A 21630-nucleotide genomic window follows, 5' to 3' on the forward strand; every position below is an offset into this window, starting at 1 on the left:
CGGCGCGTCAGTTCAGGCGTGGGCGCCGCCCGGCGGCGACCGGCGTGTCGAGGCTGCTGCCGGTGACCACCCAGTAGATGAAGATCAGCACCGAGCCGGCAGTGCCGAACACGATGAGGCCCATGGAACTGCCGCCTATGGCCAGTGCGTCGGCGGGTGCGCTCGCGGTGCAGATCATGCTGGCCGCGCTCATGCCCACGTAGTGCATGGTGCACACCGCCACGCCCATCACCGCCGCGGCCGCGACCTGGTGCGTGAACCTGCGCAGGTTGAATGCCAGCCACAGCGCGGCGGCGGCGGCGGTGACGGCGATGAGCGCCGACAGCGCCACCGTCGCGATGTCGAAGGAAATCGATGCGCGCATGTTCATGGCGTACATGCCCATGTAGTGCATCACGCACACGCCGAGCCCGGCCAGCAGGCTGCCCGCCAGCCAGCCCGAGCGGCTGAAGTGGCGCCGTCCGCCGGCCATGTAGAGCGCGATGCCCGAGATCAGGATGGCCGCCACCAGCGACACCACCGTGAGCGGCATGTTGTAGGAGACGGGCACCGGCAGCCGGTACGCCAGCATGCCGATGAAGTGCATCGACCAGATGCCGATGCCGCCCAGCGCCACGGCGGCGCAGGCCACGACCGCGAGGTTGGGCTTGCCGTCGGGCCCGATCATGCGCCGCGCGCAGATCAGCGCCACCAGCGAGCCGGCGAAGGAGATCAGGAAGGAGAGGGCGACCATGCCCGGTGTGTATTCGGGCGAGAGCAATTGGCCTACGACAAGCGGAGTCATGCAGTTCCCTTTCAAGAAGAAAACGCCTCGCAGACTCCCGACAACCGGATGCGATCGGGACGCCGCTGGGACGTCCCGATCAGTTTGTAATGATTGTTTTAAAAAGTAAACAGGGAAATTACACCTTCTGTTACCTACCTTGCGGCACGGATTCGATAGATCGCGTTGTTGCGGTCTGCCGCCATGTAGACGGTGCCGTCGGCGCCCACGGCAACGCCCGTCACCACATAGGGCGGCGGCAGGCCCGGGCCGGGTGCCAGGCCGATCGGCAGGTTGTCCGCGACGGTGCGCCGGCTGCCGTCGGCCGGGTCGATCTCGACCAGCCGGCGCGCCGCGCTCTCGGCCACGATGAAGCTGCCCCAGGGGGTCTGCGCCAGGCCCTCGGGCAGCGCCAGCCCGTCCGCCACCGTGCGCAGCGGCGCGCTGGCGTCCAGCGGAATGCGCAGCAGCTTGCCGGCCGCCTCGGTCACGTAGAGCGCGCCGTCCTGGCCCAGCACCATCTGCACCGGGCCGCTCAGGCCGCTGGCAAGCACTGACTTCTCGGCAAACTTCGGCCCGCTGGCGTGGGTGATGGCGCCGGTGGCGATCTCGGCGTAGATCACGCTGCCGTCCGGCATGGGAATTGCGTCGAACGGCGCCTTCAGGCCGTGGATCACTTCCACTGTCTTGAGCGTGCGGCGGTCCACCAGCTGCACCGAGCCGGTGAACCACGAACTCAGCGCGAACAGCTTCGGCGACAGGCCGACCGCGAACGGGTAGTCGAGCTCCGGGTCGCGCTGCATGCGGAACACGTCTTGCACCTCGCCCGTGCGCACGTCGACCCGGCGGAAGCCGAAGACGTCGGCCACCCAGAGGTCGTTGCCATCGATCTTCATGCCCGCCGGCACCGCCACCTTGCCGCTGGTGAGCGTGCGCAGCGCGCCGGCGGCGGGGTCGAAGGCCTGGATCTCGTTGTTGGCCATGTTCGACACGTAGATCGTGCCGTCCGATGCGATGGCCAGGTTGTCGAGCGAAGGCCGCAACTGCCTGGCCACGGTCTTGCGCCCGCTGGCCAGTTCCACCCGCACCAGCTCGCCGCTGCGCGCATCCACCACCCAGAGGTTGCCCTTCCCGTCGAGGTTGGCGGCGGCCGGCACCTGGAAGCCGTCCGCGATCACCGCCATGCGGCCGTCGGCCGGGTCGATCTTCACGACCTGGCCCTTGAACCACAGCGGCCCGTAGAGCATGCCGTCGGGGCCGACCTCGAAGCCGTTGAAGCCGCCCATGTCCTTCTTGATGAGCCGTGGCGGCTTCTGGCCCGCGCGGTCGATTTCCCATAGCGCGTCGCCCAGGAACACCTGCGAGGCGTAGAGCCTGCCGTTGCGGCGGTCGAAGTCCAGCGAGTTGAGGCCGGGCAGGTCCCTGGCCAGCACGCGCAGCGGTGCGCCGTCGTGCTCGCGGTAGCGCAGCTTGCCCATGAGGTAGTTGGTCCACGCCAGTTCGCCGTTCGGGCCGACGGCGATGTCGTCGGCCTGGCCTTCGGGCGCGTCGATGAGCACCTTGGCGGCGCCGGTGGCGCGGTCGACCTCCCACAGCGTGTTGCCCAGCACGGAGCCCGCGAGCAGCCGGCCCTTGGCGTCGATCGCCAGGCCGTGCACGCCCGCGAACGATGACGGCGCGACCAGCACCTCGGGCGCGGCCCAGGCGGCGGGGCGCGTGGGCGGCGTCGCAGGCGGAGGCAGTGCGGGCGATGCGGTCGGCGGCGCCGACGAGGGCGGCGCGGAGGCCGGCGGCATCACCGTGCCGCAGGCGGCCAGCAGGGCAAGGGGTGCGGCCAGCAAGGCGGCGCGAAGGTATCTGCGGTGCATGGGTTCTTCTCCTCTTCTGTTTCTGTATTCGCGAAACAGTCTAGGAGCCGAACGTGTCCACCGCGTCGCGCCAGGGACAGCATGCGGACTTTCGTTTGCTGTGGATTACCCGCGGGCTTCAGCCGCCATTCAGCCGCGGCCTAGCCGCGCAGCAGCTGCGTGACGGTGTGGATCAGCAGCCCCACCAGCCCGCCCACCAGCGTGCCGTTGATGCGGATGAACTGCAGGTCGCGCCCGATGTGGCGCTCCAGTTCCACCGTCATTTCCTGCGCGTTCCACTCGCCCACGCGCTGCTCGATGTAGCGGCGGATGTCCTCGCGGTAGCGCTCGATGGCCAGCGGCGCGGCGGCCTCGATCTGCTCGTTGATCCAGCGGCGGATGGCTTCGTCGCCTTGCAGCCGGGTGCCCAGCGCACCCGCCATCGAGGCGATGCGCTGGCCGATGGTCGAGTCGCCGCGCCCCAGGTCGTCGTGCAGCCATGCGAGCAGTTCGCCCCAAAGCCCGTGCAGGTAGTCGCCGAGGGCCGGGTGCGCGATGAGTTCGGCGCGGATCTGCTCGCCGCGCTGCTGGAACTCGGGGTCGAGCTTCAGGCGCACCACGAAGTCGTCGACGAAGTGGTCGAAGCGCCGGCGCATCGGGTGGTCGGGCTCGGCCGCCAGTTCGCCGATGGTGTGCGCCACGGCCGCCACGATCTTGCGCGTGGCCAGCTTGGCGGCCACCTGGTCGAGGCCCACGTAGCGCAGCGTCTTGATCTCGCGCGCAATGGCTTCGGTGATGTGCGCCTGCACCTCCTCGCCTTCGAGCAGGCCGGCCACCTGCTGCAACACGTCGTCGAGCAGCGCCTGGTGGCGCCCGCCCGCGGTGAGCGCATCGAGCGCCTGGCCGGTGAGGCGGGAAAGGTCGATTTTCGCGAGGCCGGCGGCGGCGGCGCGGCCCATGAAGTCGCGCACCCGTTCGTCGTCGAATGCGGTGAGCCCGTAGCGCGTGGCGGCCACGCCCCATTCGCCGAGTTTCCGGCCGCTCTCGGGCCGGGCCAGCCAGCCGGCGATGCGGCCGGCCGTGTCGAATTCCCTCAGCTTGCCCAGCACCTGCGCGGTGCTCAGGAAGTTGTCGCAGATGAAACCGGCGAGCTTGGCGCCGATGCGGTCCTTGTTGCTGGGGATGATGGCCGTGTGCGGTATCGGCAGGCCCAGCGGATGGCGGAACAGCGCCACCACCGCGAACCAGTCGGCGATGGCGCCGACCATCGCGGCCTCGGCGAACGCGGCGACGTAGCCCCAGGCGGGGTGCTGCGCATGCAGCACGCTGGCTACCGCATAGAGCACGGCGGCGCCGCACAGCAGGCCCAGTGCCATGCGCTTCATTTGCTGCAGGCCGTTGCTTTGTTCTTTCAATTGAGGGCCGTGTTGGTTTGGTTCGGGGTGTGCGCGCAGGGCGCCGGGTGCTCCCCTCCGCGAATGTCCCCCGTCGGCGTGAGCGCGCCCCGAAAAACGACGGTCCCCACCCGACACACGTCAGCCGATGGCAGGAGAAGAAGCCAGCCGCTCCATGAACAGCTCGCAGCGCGCGAGCTGCTCCAGGCTCACGAACTCGTCCGGCTGGTGCGCCTGCTCGATGCTGCCCGGCCCGCACACCACCGTGGGAATGCCGGCGTTCTTGAACAGGCCCGCCTCGGTGCCGAAAGCCACCAGCGTGGTGCCTTCTTCGCCCGACAGGCGCTGCGCCAGCTTCGTGACCGGGTTGTCCGCCGCGCCCAGGAAACTCGGAATCTCGCAGATCGTCTCGAAGCTGAAGCCCGCGTCGGGCGCCACCTTCTTCATGGCGGGCTCCAGGCTGCCCGCATAGGCCACCACCTTGGCCTGCATCTGCCCGGCGTCGGCTGTGGGCAGGTCGCGGAACTCGTAGCGGAACTCCGCGTCGCGCGGCACCACGTTGTCGGCGATGCCGCCATGGAACTGGCCCACGCTGGCGGTGCTGAAGGGCACGTCGAAGCCCTCGTAGCGCGGTTCGTTGCGCTCGAAGTCCTCCGCCATGTCGCGCACCTTGCCGATCACGCGCGCCGCCATCTCGATGGCGTTGACCGACTTCGGCGTGAGCGACGAGTGCGCCTCCTTGCCGCGCACGCAGCACTTGTAGCGGTACACGCCCTTGTGCGCGATGGCCGGCACCATGCTGGTGGGCTCCCCCACGATGCAGGCCAGCGGCTTGATGCCGGCGTCGCGCATGTCGGCGATCAGTTCCTTCACGCCGAAGCAGCCGATCTCTTCCTCATAGCTGAACGCGAAGTGCACCGCGAATGGCGAGTCGCTTTCGAGGAAGCGATGGGCATTGGCCAGCGCGATGGCGATGAAGCTCTTCATGTCGGCCGAGCCGCGCCCGTAGAGGCGCTCGTTCTGCACGACGGCCGAGAGCGGGTCGACGCTCCAGTCCTGCCCGTCCCAGGGCACCGTGTCGGTATGGCCCGAGACGATGACGCCGGCCGGCTTGCCTTCGCCCAGCGTGGCGAACAGGTTGGCCTTGGTGCGCTCGGCGTTGTAGGTGATGCGGCTTTGCACGCCCAGGGCCTTCAGGTGGCTCTGCGCGAAGTCGATCAGTTCGAGGTTGCTGTTGGCACTGACGGTGTTCATGCGCACCAGGGTCTGGGCCAGCAGGAGGCTTTGGGGGGAAAGCGTGTGGAGCATGCGCCGCATTCTCCCGGAAGTCGGCACGATGCGTGCACGTGGCCATGCCGCCGGGTGCTCGGCGATGATCTGCCACGCTTGTGGTGCATCGATCCGGGGCGTCCCGCCTCTTTTTTCATCCCGAACATTTCCATGAACGCTCACGCAAATCCCGCCACGCCGGCCGAGCTCTCCGCGCGCGACCTCGAACTGCTGCGCATGGCCATCCGCCTGTCGGACGAATCGAAGGCGCGCGGGCGCCATCCCTTCGCCGCGCTGGTGGCCGACGAACACGGCGAGGTCGTCGCCAGCGCCGGCAACAACTCCATGCCGCCCGAGGGCGACCCCACCCAGCACGCCGAGCTGGTGGCCGCCGCGCAGGCCGCGCGGCTGCTCACGCCCGAGCAGCTGGCGCGCTGCACGCTGTTCACCAGCGCCGAGCCCTGCTGCATGTGCGCGGGCGCCATCTACTGGACGAACATCGGCCGCGTGGTCTATGCGCTGTCGGAACACACGCTGCTGGGCCTGACTGGCGACCACCCCGAGAACCCCACCTTCTCGCTGCCCTGCCGCGAGGTGTTCGTGCGCGGGCAGCACAAGGTCGAGGTGGTCGGCCCGCTGCTCGAGGACGAGGCGGCCGCACCGCACCGGGGCTTCTGGCATGCCGCGCACTGAGCGGGTGCGCGGGCTGCGTGTATCTACGCGGTGCCCCGGGCGGGCAGACTGTATAGACTGGCATTTTGAGACCTCCACGCCATGAAACTCATCGATTCGCTCGTCACGCAGGCGGCCGGCATCGCCGCCGTGCGACGTGACCTCCACGCCCATCCCGAACTCTGCTTCGAAGAAGTCCGCACCGCCGACGTGGTGGCAGGCAAGCTCACCGAATGGGGCATTCCCATCCACCGGGGGCTCGGCACCACCGGGGTGGTGGGCATCGTCAGGAACGGCACCAGCAGCCGCGCCGTCGGCCTGCGCGCCGACATGGACGCGCTGCCCGTCACCGAGCTCAACACCTTCGCCCACGCCAGCAAGCACCACGGAAAGATGCACGCCTGCGGCCACGACGGCCATACCGCCATGCTGCTGGCGGCCGCGCAGCACCTGGCGAAGAACCGCAACTTCGACGGCACCGTGTACCTGATCTTCCAGCCGGCGGAAGAGGGCGGCGGCGGCGCCCGCGAAATGATCAAGGAAGGGCTGTTCGAGCAGTTCCCCATGGATGCCGTCTTCGGCATGCACAACTGGCCCGGCATGAAGGCCGGCCAGTTCGCGGTGAGCCCCGGGCCGGTGATGGCGTCGGGCAACAAGTTCTTCGTCAACGTGGTCGGCAAGGGCGGCCATGCGGCGCTGCCGCAGACCGGCATCGACCCGGTGCCGATTGCCTGCGAGATCGTGCAGGCCTTCCAGACCATCCTCACGCGCAAAATGAAGCCGACCGATTCGGCCGTGATCTCGGTCACCACCATCCATGCGGGCGAAGCCAACAACGTGATCCCCGACAACTGCGAGCTGTCGGGCACGGTGCGCACCTTCTCGCTGGAGGTGCTGGACCTGATCGAGGCGAAGATGAAGCAGATCGCCGACAACATCTGCGCCGCGCACGACGCCACCTGCGAGTTCCGCTTCGAGCGCTACTACCCGCCCACCGTCAACACCGAGGCCGAGGCCGACTTCGCGCGCCGCGTGATGGGCGGCATCGTCGGGCCCGAGAACGTGCTGAAGCAGGAGCCGGCCATGACCTCGGAAGACTTCGCCTTCATGCTGCAGGCCAAGCCCGGCGCCTACGCCTTCATCGGCAACGGCGACGGCGCGCACCGCGACGTGCACCACGGCGAAGGCCCGTGCACGCTGCACAACGCGAGCTACGACTTCAACGACGATCTGATTCCGCTGGGCGCCACCTGCTGGGTGCAGATCGCCGAGCAGTTCCTCAAGCCCGGCGCCGCCGCGGAGTGACCGCCCGATGATCGCCATTCCCGAAGCCTTTTCGCCGCGCTACGCGCAGGCGCGCCAGAAGTTCCTGCAGGCCTGCGTGAGCGCCGGCCTCACGGTCGAGCCGCATGCGCATCCGCTCAAGGGGCGCGACGGCGAGGAGCTGTCGATGGACGTGGCGCTCGACGGCAATGCCGATGCCGAGCATCTGCTGATCGTCACCAGCGCCTGCCATGGCGTGGAAGGCCACTGCGGCAGCGGCGTGCAGGTGTTCGCGCTGCACGACGCCGAATGGCGCGAGAAGGCCAAGGCGCAGGGCGTGGCGGTGCTGTACGTGCATGCGCTCAACCCGCACGGCTTTTCGTACGGCCGGCGCGTCACACACGAAAACGTCGACCTGAACCGCAACTTCATCGACTTCTCGAAGCCGGTGCCGGTCAACGAGCCCTACGCCAAGCTGCACGAACTGCTGCTGCCCGCCACCTGGCCGCCCACGCCGGAGAACCAGGCGGCCGTGGCCAGGTGGATCGAGAAGCACGGCGCCACCGCCTACCAGGCGGCCGTCACCAGCGGCCAGTACCAGTTCGACGACGGCCTGTTCTTCGGCGGCAAGGCGCCGACCTGGAGCAACAAGACCATCCGCGGCGTGCTCAAGCGGCATGCGGGCAAGGCCCGGCGCGTGGCCTGGATCGACCTGCACACGGGCCTGGGCCCGAACGGCTTGGGCGAGCGCATCTTCGCCTGCCGCGACGACAAGGTCGCCTACGCCCGCGCCAATGCGTGGTGGGGCACGCCGGCCGCGCCGGTCACGTCGATCTACGACGGTTCGTCGACCTCCGCATTGCTGCGCGGGCTGATGTGGGACGCCATGTATGAAGAGTGCCCGCAGGCCGAGTACACCGGCATCGCGCTCGAGTACGGCACGCTGCCGATCCTGGAAGTGACGGGCGCGCTGCGTGCCGACCACTGGCTGCACAAGCACCCGGAGGCGCCGGCCGACCTGGCGGACAGCATCCGCGCGCGCATGGTGGAAGCTTTCTATACCGACACCGATGCCTGGCGCGGACAGATCGTCAGCCAGGCCCGCCAGGCGATGTTCCAGGCGGTGGACGGCCTCAGGTCCTGACCCGGCCGTCTCCGGTCAGCATCGACAGTTCGACGAACTTCGAGGCCACGTGGTTCTTCGAGGAGAACGACACCTCGAACCCGCCGAACTGCTGGCGGTCGATGCTCTCCAGCCCTGCAATGAGGCTCTCGCGCGCAGGCTTGCCCGGCGCCTTGCGCAGGCCCTCGACCAGCACCTTCGCGGCCAGGTAGCCTTCCATGCTTGAGAAGTTGGCGCTCGCGCCGTTGCCGGCCTTGCGCACCGCTTCGGCGAACTCGCGTGCCAGCGCATTGGCCTGGTTGTAGGGCGAGGGCACCACCTGGGTGATCATCACGCCGGCCGCGTCCTTGCCCAGTTCGTCCGCCAGCGCCTGCGTGCCCACGAAGGACATGTTGAAGAAGGTGCCGCCGTAGCCCGCCTTGCGCGCTTCGCGGATGAAGGTCGCGCAGGCCTTGTACGCGCCCACCTGCACCACGGCGTCGGGCCGCGCCGCCACGATCTTCTTCACGGCCTGGGCCACGTCGGCCGAGTTGCGCTCCACGGTGGCCAGTGCGACCGGCTTGAGCTGCTGCTCGCCGAGCGCCAGCGTCACGCCGTCGAGCCCGGCCTTGCCGTAGGCGTCGTTCTGGTAGAAGACCGCGATCTTCTTCAGGCCCAGGTGGGTGAGCTGCTTCACCATGAGCGCCGTCTCGTCGTTGTACGAGGCGCGCAGGTGGAACACGTTCTTCTGGAACGGCTCGCGCAGCGACATCGCGCCGGTGAAGGGGGCCACGAAGGGCACCTTGTCCTTCACCGCCAGCGGCAGCGCCGCCAGGCTGGTGGGCGTGCCGACGTAGCCGAACAGGGCGAACACGTCTTCCTCGATGAACTTCTGCGTGTTGGCGGCGCAGCGGTCGGGCTCGTAGCCGTCGTCGAGGTTCTTGATGACCAGGTTGCGGCGGCCCGGCTGGGCGTTGTACTGGTCCAGGAACAGCTTGGCGCCCTGGTTGAACTGGATGCCCAGTTGGGCGGACGGCCCGCTGAACGGCGCCGACTGGCCCAGCACCAGCGGCGTGTCACCCTGTGCCCGGGCGATGCCGAAGCCGCCCAGCGTGGCGGCCGCGCCGGCGGCCAGCGAAAAATGTCGTCGATTCATCGTCATGTTGAAAACCCGTTCCCGCGCTCTGACTTGCGCACAAATTAGACTTGCCCGATGCCCCACGCACCGGATTCCCTGCTCGAAGAAGCACCCCCGCCCGCCACGTCCACCGTGCTGGGGGCCTGCCCCCATGACTGCCCGGACACCTGCGCGCTCGTCACCACCGTGAAGGACGGCGTGGCCGTGAAGCTGCAGGGCAATGCCGCGCATTCGCATACCGGCGGCGTGCTGTGCACCAAGGTGTCGCGCTACATCGAGCGCAACGACCACGCCGAGCGGCTGGTCCAGCCGCTCAAGCGCGTCGGACCCAAGGGCAGCGGGCAGTTCGAGCCGGTGAGCTGGGAGGCCGCGCTGGACGACATCGCCGCGCATCTTCGAGTATTACAGGGAAAACCCGAGGGTATTGTCCCCTACAGCTATGCGGGCACCATGGGCCTGGTGCAGGGCGAGTCGATGGACCGGCGCTTCTTCCACAAGCTGGGCGCCACCCTGCTGGACCGCACCATCTGCTCCATGGCCGGCGGCGAGGCCATGGTCTACACGCTGGGCGCCAAGGTCGGCATGCGCATCGAGTTCTTCGCCGAGGCCAGGCTCATATTGATATGGGGCAGCAACTCCATCGCCAGCAACCTGCATTTCTGGCGCCACGCCCAGGCCGCCAAGCGCGCCGGCGCCCGGCTGGTGTGCATCGACCCGCGCAAGACCGAAACCGCCGACAAGTGCGACGAGCACATCGCGCTGCTGCCAGGCACCGATGCCGCGCTGGCGCTGGCCCTCATGCACGAGCTGATCGTGCACGACTGGCTCGACCACGACTACATCGCCAGCCACACGCTGGGCTGGGAGCAGCTGCGCGAACGCGCGCTGCAGTGGCCGCCCTCGCGCGCGGCCGAAGTCTGCGGCATTCCCGAAGAACAGATCGTCTCGCTGGCCAGGGCCTACGGCACCACCAAGCCGGCCGCGATCCGCCTGAACTACGGCATGCAGCGCGTGCGCGGCGGCGGCAACGCGGCCCGTGCCATCGCCTGCCTGCCGGCGCTGGTGGGCGCCTGGCGCGACCGCGCGGGCGGCCTGCTGCTGAGCAGCTCGGGCCATTACCCGGTCGACCGCGCCGCGCTGCAGCGCCCCGACCTGCTGGCCGGGCGCAAGCCGCGCACCATCAACATGAGCACCATCGGCGATGCGCTGCTGGACACCGCCAACCCGGTGAAGGCCATCGTGGTCTACAACAGCAACCCGGTGGCGGTGGCGCCCGAATCGGCCAAGGTGGCGGCGGGCTTCGCGCGCGAAGACCTCTTCACCGTGGTGCTGGAGCAGTTCCGCACCGACACCGCCGACTACGCCGACTACCTGCTGCCCGCCACCACGCAGCTGGAGCACTGGGACATCCACTGCAGCTACGGCCACACCGACGTGCTGCTGAACCGCCCGGCCGTGGCGCCGCGCGGCGAAGCCCGCAGCAACGCCTGGGTGTTCCGCGAACTGGCAAAACGCATGGGCTTCACCGAACCCTGCTTTTCAGATTCCGACGAGACGCTGTGCCGCACCGCCTTCGCGGAGAACGCAATCGACTTCCCGCAGCTGCTGGCGCAAGGCTTCACCAGCCTGAAGCTGCCGGAAGCGCCGTTTGCCGAGGGCAAGTTCCCCACGCCGTCGGGCCGCTGCGAATTCTTCAGCGCGCGGCTGGAGGCCATGGGCATGAACGGCCTGCCCGACCACGTGCCCAACTGGGAGCCGGCCGGCAGCTCGACCGAGTTCCCGCTGGCCATGATCTCGCCGCCGGCGCGCAACTTCCTCAATTCGACTTTCGTGAACGTGACGAGCCTGCGCGCCATCGAGGTCAAGCCGCTGCTGGAGATCCACGAGGCCGACGCCGCCGCGCGCGGCATCGAGGACGGCGCGCTGGTGCGCGTGTTCAACAAGCGCGGAGAGCACCGCTGCCGCGCCGAGGTCTCGCGCCGCGCGCGCCAGGGCGTGGTGCACGGCATGGGCATCTGGTGGCGCAAGTTCGGCATGGACGGCACCAACGTCAACGAGCTCACCAGCCAGCGCCTGACCGACATCGGCCGCGGCCCGACCTTCTACGACTGCCTCGTCGAGGTCGAGAAGGCGTGAAGCTGCTTGGGGCGCTCGCGCTGGCCGGCTCGGTGTTCCTCACCGGCTGTGCCGACCTCGGCTACTACTGGCAGTCGGCCAGCGGCCACATCGGCATCATGCGGGCCGCCAAGCCCGTGCCCGAGTGGCTGGCCGATCCGGCGGTGTCCGCGGCGCTGAAAGCCAAGCTCGAGCTCACGCAGCGCATCCGGCGCTTCGCTTCTTCCGAACTCGGCCTGCCCGACAACCCCAGCTACAAGTCGTACGCCGACCTGCACCGCGCCGCCGCCGTGTGGAACGTGGTGGCCGCGCCGCCGTATTCGCTCACGCTCAAGAGCTGGTGCTTCCCGGTGGCGGGCTGCGTGGGCTATCGCGGCTACTACGACGAAGCCTCGGCCAAGGCCGAAGCCGAGGCGCAGAAGAAAGAAGGCATGGAGGTGGCCGTCTACCCCGTGCCCGCGTACTCCACGCTCGGCTGGATGAACTGGGCCGGCGGCGATCCGCTGCTGTCCACCTTCATCGGCTATCCGGAGGGCGAGCTGGCGCGCATCGTGTTCCACGAGCTGGCGCACCAGGTGCTCTACGTGCCGGGGGACACGGTGTTCAACGAGTCTTACGCCACCGCGGTCGAGCGCATCGGCGGCGCGCTGTGGCTGCAGCGCGAGGCCGGCGAGCCGGCCCGCCGCGAATACGCGCAGTTCGACAGGCAGCGCCAGGACTTTCGCGCGCTTGCGCTCGACACCCGCCGCGCGCTCACGAAGGTCTACGAGTCGCCCGAAGCCAAGGCCAAGGACTGGTCCAAGGTAGAGACCATGAAGCAGGCCGCCATGGCCGACTTCCGCGAACGCTACGCCAGCCTGAAGGCCGGCTGGAGCGGCCCGCGCCAGAACGCCTACGACGCCTGGGTGGCGCGCGCCAACAACGCGGCCTTCGGCGCGCAGGGCGCCTACGACGACCTGGTGCCGAGCTTCGAGCAACTCTTCGAGCGCGAAGGCCGCGACTGGCCGCGCTTCTACACTGAGGTCAAGCGCATCGCCGCGCTGCCGACCGAGCAGGCGCGCCGCGCCGCGCTGCAGGCGGCCAGCGGCGTGCTGCAGACCCATTCCAGCCCCCAAGACAAGAAGGAAGATCCCGGTGCCTGACATCCATATCGAACGCAACCACGCGCTTGGCATTGCCGGCGCACGCGAAGTCGCGCGCCAGTGGGTGAAGCAGGCTCAGGAGGAATTCGGCCTCGAATGCGCCTACACCGAAGGCAAGGACCGCGACGTGGCGCAGTTCACCCGCGCCGGCATCGACGGCACGGTCGAGGTCACGGCCGACACCTTCACGCTCGACGCGACGCTGGGCTTCCTGTTCAGCAGCTTCAGCGAGGTCATCGAGCAGAAGATCACGCGCAACCTCGACGCGCTGCTCGGCGCGCCCGGCGGCGGCGGTACCCGGCTGGCCTGAGCGGTCCGGGGCATGACCGCGACGACGAACGCCTCCTCTACGCATGCCGGCGGTCCGCTGGCCGGCCTCAAGGTCATCGAACTGGGCCAGCTGATCGCGGGGCCGTTCGCGGCGCGCACGCTGGCGGACTTCGGCGCCGAGGTCGTCAAGATCGAGCCGCCCGGCACGGGCGATCCGCTGCGCAGCTGGCGGCTCTTGAAGGACGGCACCTCGGTCTGGTGGCAGGTGCAGTCGCGCAACAAGCGCTCGCTGGCGCTCGACCTGCGCGAGCCCGAGGCGCAGGCCGTGGTGCGCAAGCTCGCGGCCGAGGCCGACGTGCTGATCGAGAACTTCCGCCCCGGCGCCATGGAAGGCTGGGGCCTCGGCCCCGACGAGCTGCTGGCCGCCAACCCCGCCCTCGTCATGCTGCGCATCAGCGGCTACGGCCAGACCGGGCCGTACCGCGATCGGCCGGGCTTCGGCGTGGTGGCCGAGGCCATGGGCGGGTTGCGCCACCTCACCGGCGAACCGGGCCGCGTGCCGGTGCGCGTGGGCGTGTCGATCGGCGACACGCTGGCTTCGCTGCACGGCGTGATCGGCGTGCTGCTGGCCATGCAGCACCGGCATGCGACAGTGAGCGCCGAATACCCCAGGGGCCGCGGCCAGGCGATCGACGTGGCGCTCTACGAGGCGGTGTTCAACTGCATGGAAAGCCTGCTGCCCGAGTACGACGCCTTCGGCGCGGTTCGCGAGGCGGCCGGCAGCGCCTTGCCGGGCATCGCGCCGACCAACGCCTACCGCTGCGCGGACGGCGGCTACGCCATCGTCGCGGGCAACGGCGACAGCATCTTCCGCAGGCTCATGGAATGCATCGGCCGGCCCGACCTGGCCGCCGACCCGGCATTGGCCGGCAACGCCGGGCGCGTGGCGCAGGTCGGGATGCTGGACGCCGCCATCGGCGACTGGACCGCGCGGCATACGGTGGAAGAGGTGCTGGCCGCGCTCGACGCGGCGCACGTGCCGGCAGGGCGCATCTACACCATCGCCGACATCGCGGTCGACCCGCACTACGCGGCGCGCGGCATGCTGCAGCAGGTGCGAATGAGCGACGGCAGCCAGCTGGCCGTGCCGGGCTTCGTGCCCAAGCTGTCGCTCACGCCGGCCAGCCACCGCCACAACGCACCGGCAGTGGGGGCGGACACCGATGCGGTGCTGAAGGAAATCGGGCTGAGCGAGGAGCAGATCGCCGCGCTGCGTGCGCGCGGGATCGTGGGGTAGAGCCGGCGGTTGGCTGGTCAGCCGCGCAGCGACTCGATCAGGTCGATGTACTTCTGCTTGGCTTCGTCGGCGCTCGCGCCTTTCTGCGCAGTCCAGGCGTCCCATTTGGCGCGCGCGACGATGTCGCTGAAGCTCGGCTTCTTGGCGGTGTTGTCGCCTTCGGTGGCCTGCTTGAACAGGCCGTAGATCTTCAGCAGCGTCGGGTTGTCGGGGCGCTCGGCGAGCAGCTTGGAGTTGGCCTGGGCGGCTTCGAATTGGGCGTTGAGGTCGGACATGGGCTTGGTCGAATTGAAAAGCTGAAAACGCGCATCTTAAATCGCGTGGTACTTGAAAGTACCGGGGTCAGTCGCGCAGCCCCGCGCGCGCCAGTTCCACGTCCAGCCGCTCCCGGGCGTCGGCCGGATTCAGCGCGGCGGCCTTCTCGAACCACTGCGTGGCCTCGCGCATGCGCGACTCGCCGTGCAGCATCACCAGCGCGCGGGCGTATTCCATCATTCCGGCCGCGGAATCGGGGTTGAGCGCCAGGCCGCGTTCGAACAGCTCGATCGAGGCCTCGGCCCGCACGCCGTAGGTCATGCGTCCGACCAGCGCGCCGACCTTGTCGATCACCTCGGCGTGGAACGCCGCCAGCGCGACGTGCGCATCGGCATGCCCCGGCTGGAGTTCGATGACGTGTTCGAGCGCGCCCTTGAGCTTGCTGCCCAGCCCTTGCGCCAGCGCGCGCGCCACGCTGATGCCCTGGCTGTAGCGACCCAGCGCATAGGCCTGCCAGTAGAGGGCCTGGCAGTTGCCGGGATCGGCCAGCACCTGCGCGCCGGCGCGCTCGATCACCTGGCGGAACATGGCGAGCCGCACGGATTCGCGCGGCTCCAGGTAGTTGGCGTAGATGGCCGTGGCCTGGTTGGCCAGCACCATGCCGTCGGCGCCGTGCAGCAGGCCGACCGTGGCCGCACGCTCGAATTCGCCGCTGTGGTACAGCGCCCAGCCCTCGGCGAGCGGCGAGTCCGCGGCGGGCGGCGGCATGTGGTCGTGGCCCGCGTGCAGCCGCGGCCAGTGCGCCAGCACGCTGCGCGCGTCGTGGCGGGGCGTGTCGGCGTAGGGCAGGGGCGTCCACGGTTGCGCGGCGGTGGCGGCGGCCGCGGCGCCGCCGGACATCAGCGAGAGCGGTTTGAAATCGGGGTGGGGCATGGTCTTGTCTAGGCCGCCATATCGACCGGGGACGCGACCGGGGACGTCGCGTTGGATGCATCTTCCGCGCCGTAGGCATTGCTCAATGTCAGCAGATGCCGCCTTTGCTCGGTGCCGAGGTACGGCGCCAGCAGGTGCAGCGTGTGCTGGCCGCCGCGCATCAGCGCACCCTGCGCATGCGCCGGCTCCAGCGCCTCGCGCGGGTTGCGCACGTACTCGTAGCTCAGCCAGTAGGTCAGCACCACCACCATGCTGTGTGCAAGGGTGCCGACCTCGTGCGCATCGATCTCCAGGTGGCCGGCGCGGCTCAGCCCGGCGATCAGCTGGCGGATGGCGCGGGCCTTGTTCTCCAGCACCAGCTGCAACTGGGTTTCCAGGTGGCGGTTCTTGCTCAGCAGGTCGTTGAGGTCGCGGTACAGGAAGCGGTAACGCCAGATCAGCTCGAACAGGCTGTGCATGAAGAACCACGCGTCCTCCACGTCGTGCACGCCTTCGCTCGCGTGCAGCAGCTCGTTGAGCTCGGCTTCGTAGCCTTCGTAGAGCTTGTTGATCAGCTCTTCCTTGGCCGGGTAGTGGTAGTAGAGGTTGCCCGGACTGATGTTGAGTTCGCCTGCCACCAGGGTGGTCGAGACGTTCGGCTCCCCGAAGCGGTTGAACAGGTCCAATGCGGCTTCGAGGATGCGTTGCGCTGTGCGGCGTGGCGCCTTCTTTGCCATGTCTCGGTGCCCCCGGTTGTCTCTTGAAGGCACTCTAGCGCATGTGCACCGCACCATGAACGGCGCGGTGCATGTTTTGAGGGGCTGTTTTCTTGTGCAGTGCCGCAATAGCGGCCGGCCGATGCGGGCCGGCGCGGAGAGTCAGCCGGCCTTGCTGCGGCGCAAGGTGGTCTTCTTGGCGGCCGGAGCCGCCGTCTTGCGGGCCGCAGCCTTGCGCGGGGCTGCTGTTGCTGCCGCCTGCTTCTTCAGCTGGGCCTCGAGCGCTTCGACGCGCGCCTGCAGCGCGGCCATGTCGGCGGCCGAGGGGGTGCCGAGCTTTTCGAGCGCGCGCGCCACGCGTTCCTCGAAGATGTTCTCCAGCTTGCCCCACTGGCCGGCCGCCTTGGTGCCGAACTCGCTCGCGAAGCCGGCCATGCGCTGCTGGGCCTGGGCCAGCGTTTCCTCGGCGGCCTGCTGGGTCTTCTTCTGCATGCCTGCGCCGTCCTTGACCAGCGCCTCGAAGGCCTTGCTGCCTTCCTGCTGCATCTTGGCGAAGGCGCCGAGCCCGGCCAGCCAGATCTGCTGGGCGGAGTCCTTGATGCGGTCGGCGGCTTTGCTGTTGTCGTCCTGGGAGGCCATGCGAGGTGTTCCTTGAAAGATTCGAATCGATCGCAGGACTCTAGCGGCCCCCGGCGCTCGCGATTAGGGCTTTGCGCCTAGCGCCTGGCTCAGGGCGTGGCGCCCGCGGCGCGGCTGGCGTCCAGGTGGGCCTTGGCGCGCTCGGCCAGCGCCATTTCGCCCGGGGTGCCGGGTGCGAAGCTCTCGACCTGCAATGGCCGCCCGTGCGAGTCGACCGACACGAAGACGATCAGGCACTCGGTGGTCTTCTCCATCGCGCCGCCCTTCATGTCGCCGCTGCGCACCTCGACCGAGATGTTCATGCTGGTCTTGCCGGTGTAGGCCAGGCGGGCCTCCACCTCGACGAGGTCGCCGATCATGATCGGCCGGTGGAAGCGGATGCTGCCGATGAAGGCGGTGACGCAGTAGCGCTTGGCCCAGCTGGTCGCGCAGGCGTAGCCGGCCTCGTCGATCCACTTCATGACCGTGCCGCCGTGGACCTTGCCGCCGAAGTTGACGGTGTTCGGCTCGGCAAGAAAGCGCAGGGTGATCGAGGACATGGTTCGCCTTTTCTGGAATGGCTGTGGTGGGGAGCCGCGATTATGCGAGTGCGCGCCCCTTCATGCGCCCCTTCACGCGCCCCCTTCAGGCGCCGCTGAACAGCTGGGCCAGCGTGCGCCGCAGCCACGCGTTGCCCGGGTCGGCGTGGAAGCGCTCGTGCCAGTGCTGCTTCACCGCGTAGTCGGGCAGCGAGAAGGGCGGCTCCAGCAGCTTCACCGGCTCCTGCGTGGCAAGCACCTTGCCCAGGATGCGCGGCACCACCACCAGCAGCTCGGTATGCGCCACGATGCGCGCCACGCTCAGGAAGCTCGACAGCCGCACCACCACGTTGCGCCTGAGCCCCAGCCGCGCGAGCGTGGTGTCGACGATGGCGTGCCCCGTGCCCGACGTCGACACCACCGCATGCGCCTCCGCCTCGAAGCGCCTGCGCGTGAGCCGCGCGCCGATGCGCGGATGGTTCTGCGCGGCCAGGCACACGAAGTTCTGCATGAACAGCGTCTGCTGGTAGAAGCCCGCGTCCAGCTGGGGCATGAAGCCCACGGCCAGGTCGACCTCGCCGTCCTGCAGGCGGCGCCCGCTGATGGTGGAGATGATCTCGGTCTCGATGTGCACCCCCGGCGCCGCATGCCGCAGGTGGTCGAGCAGGCCTGGCAGCAGCACCACCTCGCTGATGTCCGTCATGCAGATGCGAAAGCGCCGCTGCGCCTGCGCGGGGTCGAAGCTGCTGCGGTTGCCCTGGGCCTGCGCCAGCTGGCCCAGCGCCTCGCGCAGGTTCGGGTAGATGCGCTCCGCATGCGGCGTGGGCTGCATGCCCTGCGCGGTGCGGGTGAAGAGGCGGTCGTCGAAGTGCGCGCGCAGCTTGTTCAGCGCGGTGCTGGCCGCCGACTGCGCCATGCCCAGCCGCTCGGCCGCCTTGGAGACGTTGCCGGTCTTGTAGACCTCGTCGAACACGGCGAGCCATTCGAGATCGAGCCTGGACATGGGTGTTTCCCTGGAGCGAAAGGCACCATTATCGAAATTCCGGATTCCGTGTATTGGCTGCCGGGCTTGAGGAAATAGTGGTGCGGCTCAACAATGCCCGGCCACGGAGACAACCACGCCCATGAAACCCGTTCCCTCCAACGCGGCAGAGCGCCGCGACTACTACGCCCGCATCGGGCCGCTGCATCTCACGCCGCTGTGGGAGTCGCTGCACGCGCTCGTGCCGCGCGAACCGCAGACGCCCTGCGTGCCCGCGCTGTGGCGCTACGACGAGATCCGCCCGCTGCTGATGGAGTCGGCCGACCTCATCACCGCCGAAGAGGCCGTGCGCCGCGTGCTGGTGCTCGAGAACCCGGCGCTGCCCGGCAACTCGTCGATCACGCAGTCGCTGTATGCCGGCCTGCAGCTCATCATGCCGGGCGAGGTGGCGCCTTCGCACCGCCATGTGCAGTCGGCGCTGCGCTTCATCGTCGACGGCAAGGGCGCCTACACCACGGTGGGCGGCGAGCGCACCACCATGTACCCCGGCGACTTCATCATCACGCCGTCGTGGGCCTGGCACGACCACGGCAACGAGGGCATCGGCGGCAGCGTGGAGCCGGTGGTGTGGCTCGACGGGCTCGACATTCCGATGCTGCGCTTCTTCGACGCGGGCTTCGCCGAGAACGACGATTCCAAGGTGCAGCACGTCTCGCGCGCGGAAGGCAACAGCCTTGCGCGCTTCGGCCACAACATGGTGCCGGTGCGCCACGACCATGTGTCGGCCACCTCGCCGATCTTCAACTACCCCTATGCGCGCAGCCGCGAGGCACTGGCCCTGTTGCAGAAGCAGGAAGCGCCTGACGCGTGGCTGGGCCACAAGCTGCGCTACGTCAACCCGCTGACAGGCGGCTCGCCGATGCCGACCATCTCGACCAACCTGCAGCTGCTGCCCAAGGGCTTCGCGGGCAAGACCCACCGCGCGACCGACGGCGCCGTCTACAGCGTGGTCGAAGGCCACGGCACGGCCGAGATCGCCGGCCAGCGCTTCACGTTCGGCCCGCGCGACACCTTCGTGGTGCCGTCGTGGGCGCCGCTGAAGCTGTCGTCGCCGAGCGAAGACGCCGTGCTCTTCAGCTTCTCGGACCGCCCCGTGCAGCAGGCCATGGGCATCCTGCGCGAAGCCTTCCTCGAAGGATGTTGACCCCCCGGCTTTTCACTGCGCTTCGCTTCGTGTAATTCGCCACCCCCCGAGGGGGAGGCTCGGCCGCCTTGGGGCGGCCCGGCGCCGGCCGAATTTCTTCTTTTGTTTTGTTGACCGTGTGCCGCCCCGTGCGGCAGGAACCCCCCATGTCCTTTGTTTTCACGCCTCCTTCCGTCGTCGGCCTGCCCATCGTGGATTCCGACAAGCTGTTCCCCGTGCGCCGCGTGTACTGCGTCGGCCGCAACTACGCGGCCCATGCGCGCGAGATGGGCTTCGACCCCGACCGCGAACCGCCGTTCTTCTTCTGCAAGCCGAACGATGACGCTTCCGTGGTGCCCGTGGCCGCGGGCGCGACCGGCAGCATTCCGTACCCGCCGCTCACCAGCAACTACCACTACGAAGCCGAACTGGTCGTGGCCATCGGCAAGGGCGGCAAGGACATCAAGGTCGAAGACGCCGCCAGCCACATCCACAGCTATGCCGTGGGCCTGGACATGACCCGCCGCGACCTGCAGATGAAGATGCGCGAGCAGGGCCGCCCCTGGGAAATCGGCAAGGCGTTCGATTTCTCCGCGCCCATCGCGCCGTTGCGCACGCTGGCCGACGTGGGCGAGATCAACGCCGGCGCCATCACCCTCGAAGTCGACGGCCAGGTGCGCCAGAACAGCGACATCACGCACCTGATCTGGTCGGTGAACGAGGTCATCGCCAACCTGTCGACGCTCTTCACGCTGCAGCCCGGCGACCTGATCTTCACCGGCACGCCCGAAGGCGTGGGCGCGGTGAAGGCCGGCCAGACCATCAAGGTGAGCATCGAGCGCCTGCCGTCTCTCACGGTCCGTATCGACTGAGTCTTTCTCCCGATCGCACAGGCACGCGCCATGACCCTTTCGAAGAATCCCCCCTCCGTGCTGCTGGTCGGCGGCGGCATCGGCGGCATGGCCGCGGCGCTGGCGCTGGCGCGCCTTGGCGTGTCCATCGACCTGCTGGAACAGAGCGCCGCCATCGGCGAGATCGGCGCCGGCCTGCAGCTCGGCCCCAACGCCTTCGCCGCGCTCGACGCGCTGGGCGTGGGCGAGGCGGTGCGCCGGGGCTCGGTGTTCACCGACCGGCTGGTGATGATGGACGCCGTCGATTGCGGCGAAGTGGCCTCGGTGCCGGTGGGCGAAGCCTTCCGCGCGCGCTTCCGGAACCCGTATGCGGTGAGCCACCGCGCCGACCTGCACGGCGCGATCCACGAGGCGGTGAAGCAGCATCCGCTGATCCGCTTCCACACCTCTGCGCAGGTCGAGGCGCTCGACATCGGCGCCCAGGGCGTGGCCGCCGTCACCACCGACGGCCGCCGCTTCAAGGCCGACGCCATCGTCGGCTGCGACGGCGTGAAGTCGGTGGTGCGCGCCAGGCTCATCGGCGACGCGCCGCGCGTGTCTGGCCACGTGGTCTACCGCGCGGTGGTGCCGGCCGCCGACATGCCGGCCGACCTGTGCTGGAACGCGCCGGTGGTGTGGGCCGGCCCCGACTGCCACCTGGTGCACTACCCGCTGCGCCACGGCGAGCAATACAACCTGGTCGTCACCTTCCACAGCCGCGAGCGGGAACAGTGGGGCGTGACCGACGGCAGCAAGGAGGAAGTGCTGTCGTACTTCGAGGGCGTGCACGCGCGCCCGCGCCAGCTGCTCGACCGCCCGACCTCGTGGCGCCGCTGGAGCACCGCCGACCGCGACCCGGTCGAGCGCTGGAGCGACGGCCCGGCCACGCTGCTGGGCGACGCGGCGCACCCGATGATGCAGTACCTCGCGCAGGGCGCCTGCATGGCGCTCGAAGACGCGGTGACGCTGGGCGAGGCCGTGAAAGGCTGCGATTTCGACATGGCCGCCGCGTTCAAGCTGTACGAGGCCGCGCGCGTCGCCCGCACCGCGCGCGTGGTGCTGTCGGTGCGCGAGATGGGCCGCATCTATCACGCCAAGGGCGTGGAGCGGCTGGTGCGCAACAGCCTCTGGACCGGCCGCACGCCCGAACGCTTCTACGATGCGGTCGAGTGGCTCTACGCATGGCGGCCCGAGCACTGCCTGGACGACGCGCCCCGGGCGCTTTCGCCGCGCTGAAACCTGTTCCCTTCATCATCATTATTC

Annotated in this window: 21 protein-coding genes; 10 read left to right on the plus strand and 11 right to left on the minus strand. The window is 69.0% G+C overall.

Annotated elements, in window-relative coordinates; translation table 11 throughout:
- Positions 1-7: 7 nt before the first annotated feature.
- The 4 genes from WIX39_RS06230 to argE all read right to left on the minus strand — a co-directional run bounded on the left by WIX39_RS06230 (position 8) and on the right by argE (position 5312).
- Positions 8-784 carry an MHYT domain-containing protein gene (locus WIX39_RS06230; protein ID WP_409194678.1) on the minus strand — a complete coding sequence of 259 codons (777 nt, stop codon included), beginning with the start codon at positions 782-784 and terminating at the stop codon, positions 8-10.
- Positions 785-918: 134 nt separating this feature from the next.
- On the minus strand, positions 919-2631 hold the full coding sequence (locus WIX39_RS06235; protein ID WP_409194679.1) for a hypothetical protein: 1713 nt from the start codon (positions 2629-2631) through the stop codon (positions 919-921).
- A 140-nt stretch (positions 2632-2771) separates the two neighbouring features.
- A complete protein-coding gene (locus WIX39_RS06240) occupies positions 2772-3995 on the minus strand; it encodes a DUF445 domain-containing protein (RefSeq protein WP_106936034.1) in 1224 nt (407 codons plus the stop codon).
- Between the two features lie 150 nt (positions 3996-4145).
- Complete coding sequence (gene argE / locus WIX39_RS06245; protein ID WP_409194680.1) at positions 4146-5312, minus strand: acetylornithine deacetylase; 1167 nt, start codon at positions 5310-5312, stop codon at positions 4146-4148.
- A gap of 132 nt (positions 5313-5444) precedes the next feature.
- On the opposite strand from argE, the gene WIX39_RS06250 reads away from it, so the two are divergent.
- The 3 genes from WIX39_RS06250 to WIX39_RS06260 all read left to right on the plus strand — a co-directional run bounded on the left by WIX39_RS06250 (position 5445) and on the right by WIX39_RS06260 (position 8352).
- The gene (locus WIX39_RS06250; protein ID WP_081270685.1) at positions 5445-5966 is read left to right on the plus strand and encodes a nucleoside deaminase; all 522 of its coding nucleotides are present in this window, start codon (positions 5445-5447) and stop codon (positions 5964-5966) included.
- 81 nt (positions 5967-6047) lie between these two features.
- Positions 6048-7250 (plus strand): M20 aminoacylase family protein, encoded by a 1203-nt coding sequence (locus WIX39_RS06255; protein ID WP_081270686.1) that lies wholly within the window; start codon positions 6048-6050, stop codon positions 7248-7250.
- 7 nt (positions 7251-7257) lie between these two features.
- Positions 7258-8352, plus strand: a complete 1095-nt coding sequence (locus WIX39_RS06260; RefSeq protein WP_081270687.1) for a M14 family metallopeptidase — start codon at positions 7258-7260, stop codon at positions 8350-8352.
- On the opposite strand, the gene WIX39_RS06265 is transcribed toward WIX39_RS06260, so the two are convergent.
- On the minus strand, positions 8342-9472 hold the full coding sequence (locus WIX39_RS06265) for an ABC transporter substrate-binding protein (RefSeq protein WP_081270688.1): 1131 nt from the start codon (positions 9470-9472) through the stop codon (positions 8342-8344). The genes WIX39_RS06260 and WIX39_RS06265 overlap by 11 nt on opposite strands.
- A gap of 51 nt (positions 9473-9523) precedes the next feature.
- On the opposite strand from WIX39_RS06265, the gene WIX39_RS06270 reads away from it, so the two are divergent.
- From WIX39_RS06270 to WIX39_RS06285, 4 genes are read left to right on the plus strand one after another with little or no spacing between them, the layout of a single operon-like run.
- Positions 9524-11584 carry a molybdopterin-containing oxidoreductase family protein gene (locus tag WIX39_RS06270; RefSeq protein WP_409194681.1) on the plus strand — a complete coding sequence of 687 codons (2061 nt, stop codon included), beginning with the start codon at positions 9524-9526 and terminating at the stop codon, positions 11582-11584.
- Positions 11581-12705, plus strand: a complete 1125-nt coding sequence (locus tag WIX39_RS06275) for an aminopeptidase (protein ID WP_106936030.1) — start codon at positions 11581-11583, stop codon at positions 12703-12705. Before WIX39_RS06270 ends, WIX39_RS06275 begins: the two co-directional genes overlap by 4 nt.
- Positions 12698-13015, plus strand: a complete 318-nt coding sequence (locus WIX39_RS06280) for a polyhydroxyalkanoic acid system family protein (RefSeq protein ID WP_106936029.1) — start codon at positions 12698-12700, stop codon at positions 13013-13015. Before WIX39_RS06275 ends, WIX39_RS06280 begins: the two co-directional genes overlap by 8 nt.
- Positions 13016-13027: 12 nt before the next feature.
- Positions 13028-14272, plus strand: coding sequence for a CaiB/BaiF CoA transferase family protein (locus WIX39_RS06285; protein ID WP_106936028.1), 1245 nt, complete (start codon positions 13028-13030; stop codon positions 14270-14272).
- Positions 14273-14289: 17 nt separating this feature from the next.
- Here WIX39_RS06285 and WIX39_RS06290 read toward each other — a convergent pair whose 3' ends face one another.
- From WIX39_RS06290 to WIX39_RS06315, 6 genes are all read right to left on the minus strand, one after another.
- Entirely contained in the window at positions 14290-14547 is a 258-nt protein-coding gene (locus WIX39_RS06290; RefSeq protein ID WP_007835415.1) for an acyl-CoA-binding protein, read from the minus strand.
- A gap of 67 nt (positions 14548-14614) precedes the next feature.
- Positions 14615-15460 (minus strand): hypothetical protein, encoded by an 846-nt coding sequence (locus WIX39_RS06295; RefSeq protein WP_172839945.1) that lies wholly within the window; start codon positions 15458-15460, stop codon positions 14615-14617.
- 8 nt (positions 15461-15468) lie between these two features.
- The gene (locus tag WIX39_RS06300; RefSeq protein ID WP_106936027.1) at positions 15469-16176 is read right to left on the minus strand and encodes a TetR/AcrR family transcriptional regulator; all 708 of its coding nucleotides are present in this window, start codon (positions 16174-16176) and stop codon (positions 15469-15471) included.
- A gap of 141 nt (positions 16177-16317) precedes the next feature.
- Positions 16318-16794: a phasin family protein gene (locus WIX39_RS06305; protein WP_081270697.1), complete on the minus strand. Its 477-nt coding sequence runs from the start codon at positions 16792-16794 to the stop codon at positions 16318-16320.
- 89 nt (positions 16795-16883) lie between these two features.
- Complete coding sequence (locus tag WIX39_RS06310) at positions 16884-17333, minus strand: acyl-CoA thioesterase (protein WP_081270698.1); 450 nt, start codon at positions 17331-17333, stop codon at positions 16884-16886.
- Between the two features lie 85 nt (positions 17334-17418).
- Positions 17419-18315, minus strand: a complete 897-nt coding sequence (locus tag WIX39_RS06315) for a LysR family transcriptional regulator (RefSeq protein ID WP_081270699.1) — start codon at positions 18313-18315, stop codon at positions 17419-17421.
- Between the two features lie 121 nt (positions 18316-18436).
- Between WIX39_RS06315 and gtdA the strand changes: the two genes are divergently transcribed.
- The 3 genes from gtdA (at position 18437) to WIX39_RS06330 (ending at position 21603) form a co-directional block, all read left to right on the plus strand.
- Complete coding sequence (gtdA, locus tag WIX39_RS06320; protein WP_285411566.1) at positions 18437-19498, plus strand: gentisate 1,2-dioxygenase; 1062 nt, start codon at positions 18437-18439, stop codon at positions 19496-19498.
- A gap of 146 nt (positions 19499-19644) precedes the next feature.
- On the plus strand, positions 19645-20349 hold the full coding sequence (locus tag WIX39_RS06325; protein ID WP_081270701.1) for a fumarylacetoacetate hydrolase family protein: 705 nt from the start codon (positions 19645-19647) through the stop codon (positions 20347-20349).
- A gap of 30 nt (positions 20350-20379) precedes the next feature.
- Complete coding sequence (locus WIX39_RS06330) at positions 20380-21603, plus strand: 3-hydroxybenzoate 6-monooxygenase (protein WP_409194682.1); 1224 nt, start codon at positions 20380-20382, stop codon at positions 21601-21603.
- Positions 21604-21630 lie beyond the last annotated feature (27 nt).

The sequence above is a fragment of the Variovorax sp. AB1(2024) genome (genome assembly GCF_037482385.2).
Classification (GTDB): Bacteria; Pseudomonadota; Gammaproteobacteria; order Burkholderiales; family Burkholderiaceae_C; genus Variovorax.

Coding starts and splice junctions, on each gene's coding strand:
- WIX39_RS06260 (WP_081270687.1), top strand. CDS start 7,258: ATGATCGCCATTCCCGAAGCCTTTTCGCCGCGCTACGCGCAGGCGCGC.
- WIX39_RS06315 (WP_081270699.1), bottom strand. CDS start 18,315: ATGTCCAGGCTCGATCTCGAATGGCTCGCCGTGTTCGACGAGGTCTAC.
- WIX39_RS06290 (WP_007835415.1), bottom strand. CDS start 14,547: ATGTCCGACCTCAACGCCCAATTCGAAGCCGCCCAGGCCAACTCCAAG.
- WIX39_RS06310 (WP_081270698.1), bottom strand. CDS start 17,333: ATGTCCTCGATCACCCTGCGCTTTCTTGCCGAGCCGAACACCGTCAAC.
- WIX39_RS06265 (WP_081270688.1), bottom strand. CDS start 9,472: ATGACGATGAATCGACGACATTTTTCGCTGGCCGCCGGCGCGGCCGCC.
- WIX39_RS06230 (WP_409194678.1), bottom strand. CDS start 784: ATGACTCCGCTTGTCGTAGGCCAATTGCTCTCGCCCGAATACACACCG.
- WIX39_RS06300 (WP_106936027.1), bottom strand. CDS start 16,176: ATGGCAAAGAAGGCGCCACGCCGCACAGCGCAACGCATCCTCGAAGCC.
- WIX39_RS06235 (WP_409194679.1), bottom strand. CDS start 2,631: ATGCACCGCAGATACCTTCGCGCCGCCTTGCTGGCCGCACCCCTTGCC.
- WIX39_RS06295 (WP_172839945.1), bottom strand. CDS start 15,460: ATGCCCCACCCCGATTTCAAACCGCTCTCGCTGATGTCCGGCGGCGCC.
- WIX39_RS06330 (WP_409194682.1), top strand. CDS start 20,380: ATGACCCTTTCGAAGAATCCCCCCTCCGTGCTGCTGGTCGGCGGCGGC.
- WIX39_RS06250 (WP_081270685.1), top strand. CDS start 5,445: ATGAACGCTCACGCAAATCCCGCCACGCCGGCCGAGCTCTCCGCGCGC.
- WIX39_RS06255 (WP_081270686.1), top strand. CDS start 6,048: ATGAAACTCATCGATTCGCTCGTCACGCAGGCGGCCGGCATCGCCGCC.
- WIX39_RS06240 (WP_106936034.1), bottom strand. CDS start 3,995: ATGAAGCGCATGGCACTGGGCCTGCTGTGCGGCGCCGCCGTGCTCTAT.
- argE (WP_409194680.1), bottom strand. CDS start 5,312: ATGCTCCACACGCTTTCCCCCCAAAGCCTCCTGCTGGCCCAGACCCTG.
- WIX39_RS06305 (WP_081270697.1), bottom strand. CDS start 16,794: ATGGCCTCCCAGGACGACAACAGCAAAGCCGCCGACCGCATCAAGGAC.
- gtdA (WP_285411566.1), top strand. CDS start 18,437: ATGAAACCCGTTCCCTCCAACGCGGCAGAGCGCCGCGACTACTACGCC.
- WIX39_RS06325 (WP_081270701.1), top strand. CDS start 19,645: ATGTCCTTTGTTTTCACGCCTCCTTCCGTCGTCGGCCTGCCCATCGTG.
- WIX39_RS06270 (WP_409194681.1), top strand. CDS start 9,524: ATGCCCCACGCACCGGATTCCCTGCTCGAAGAAGCACCCCCGCCCGCC.
- WIX39_RS06285 (WP_106936028.1), top strand. CDS start 13,028: ATGACCGCGACGACGAACGCCTCCTCTACGCATGCCGGCGGTCCGCTG.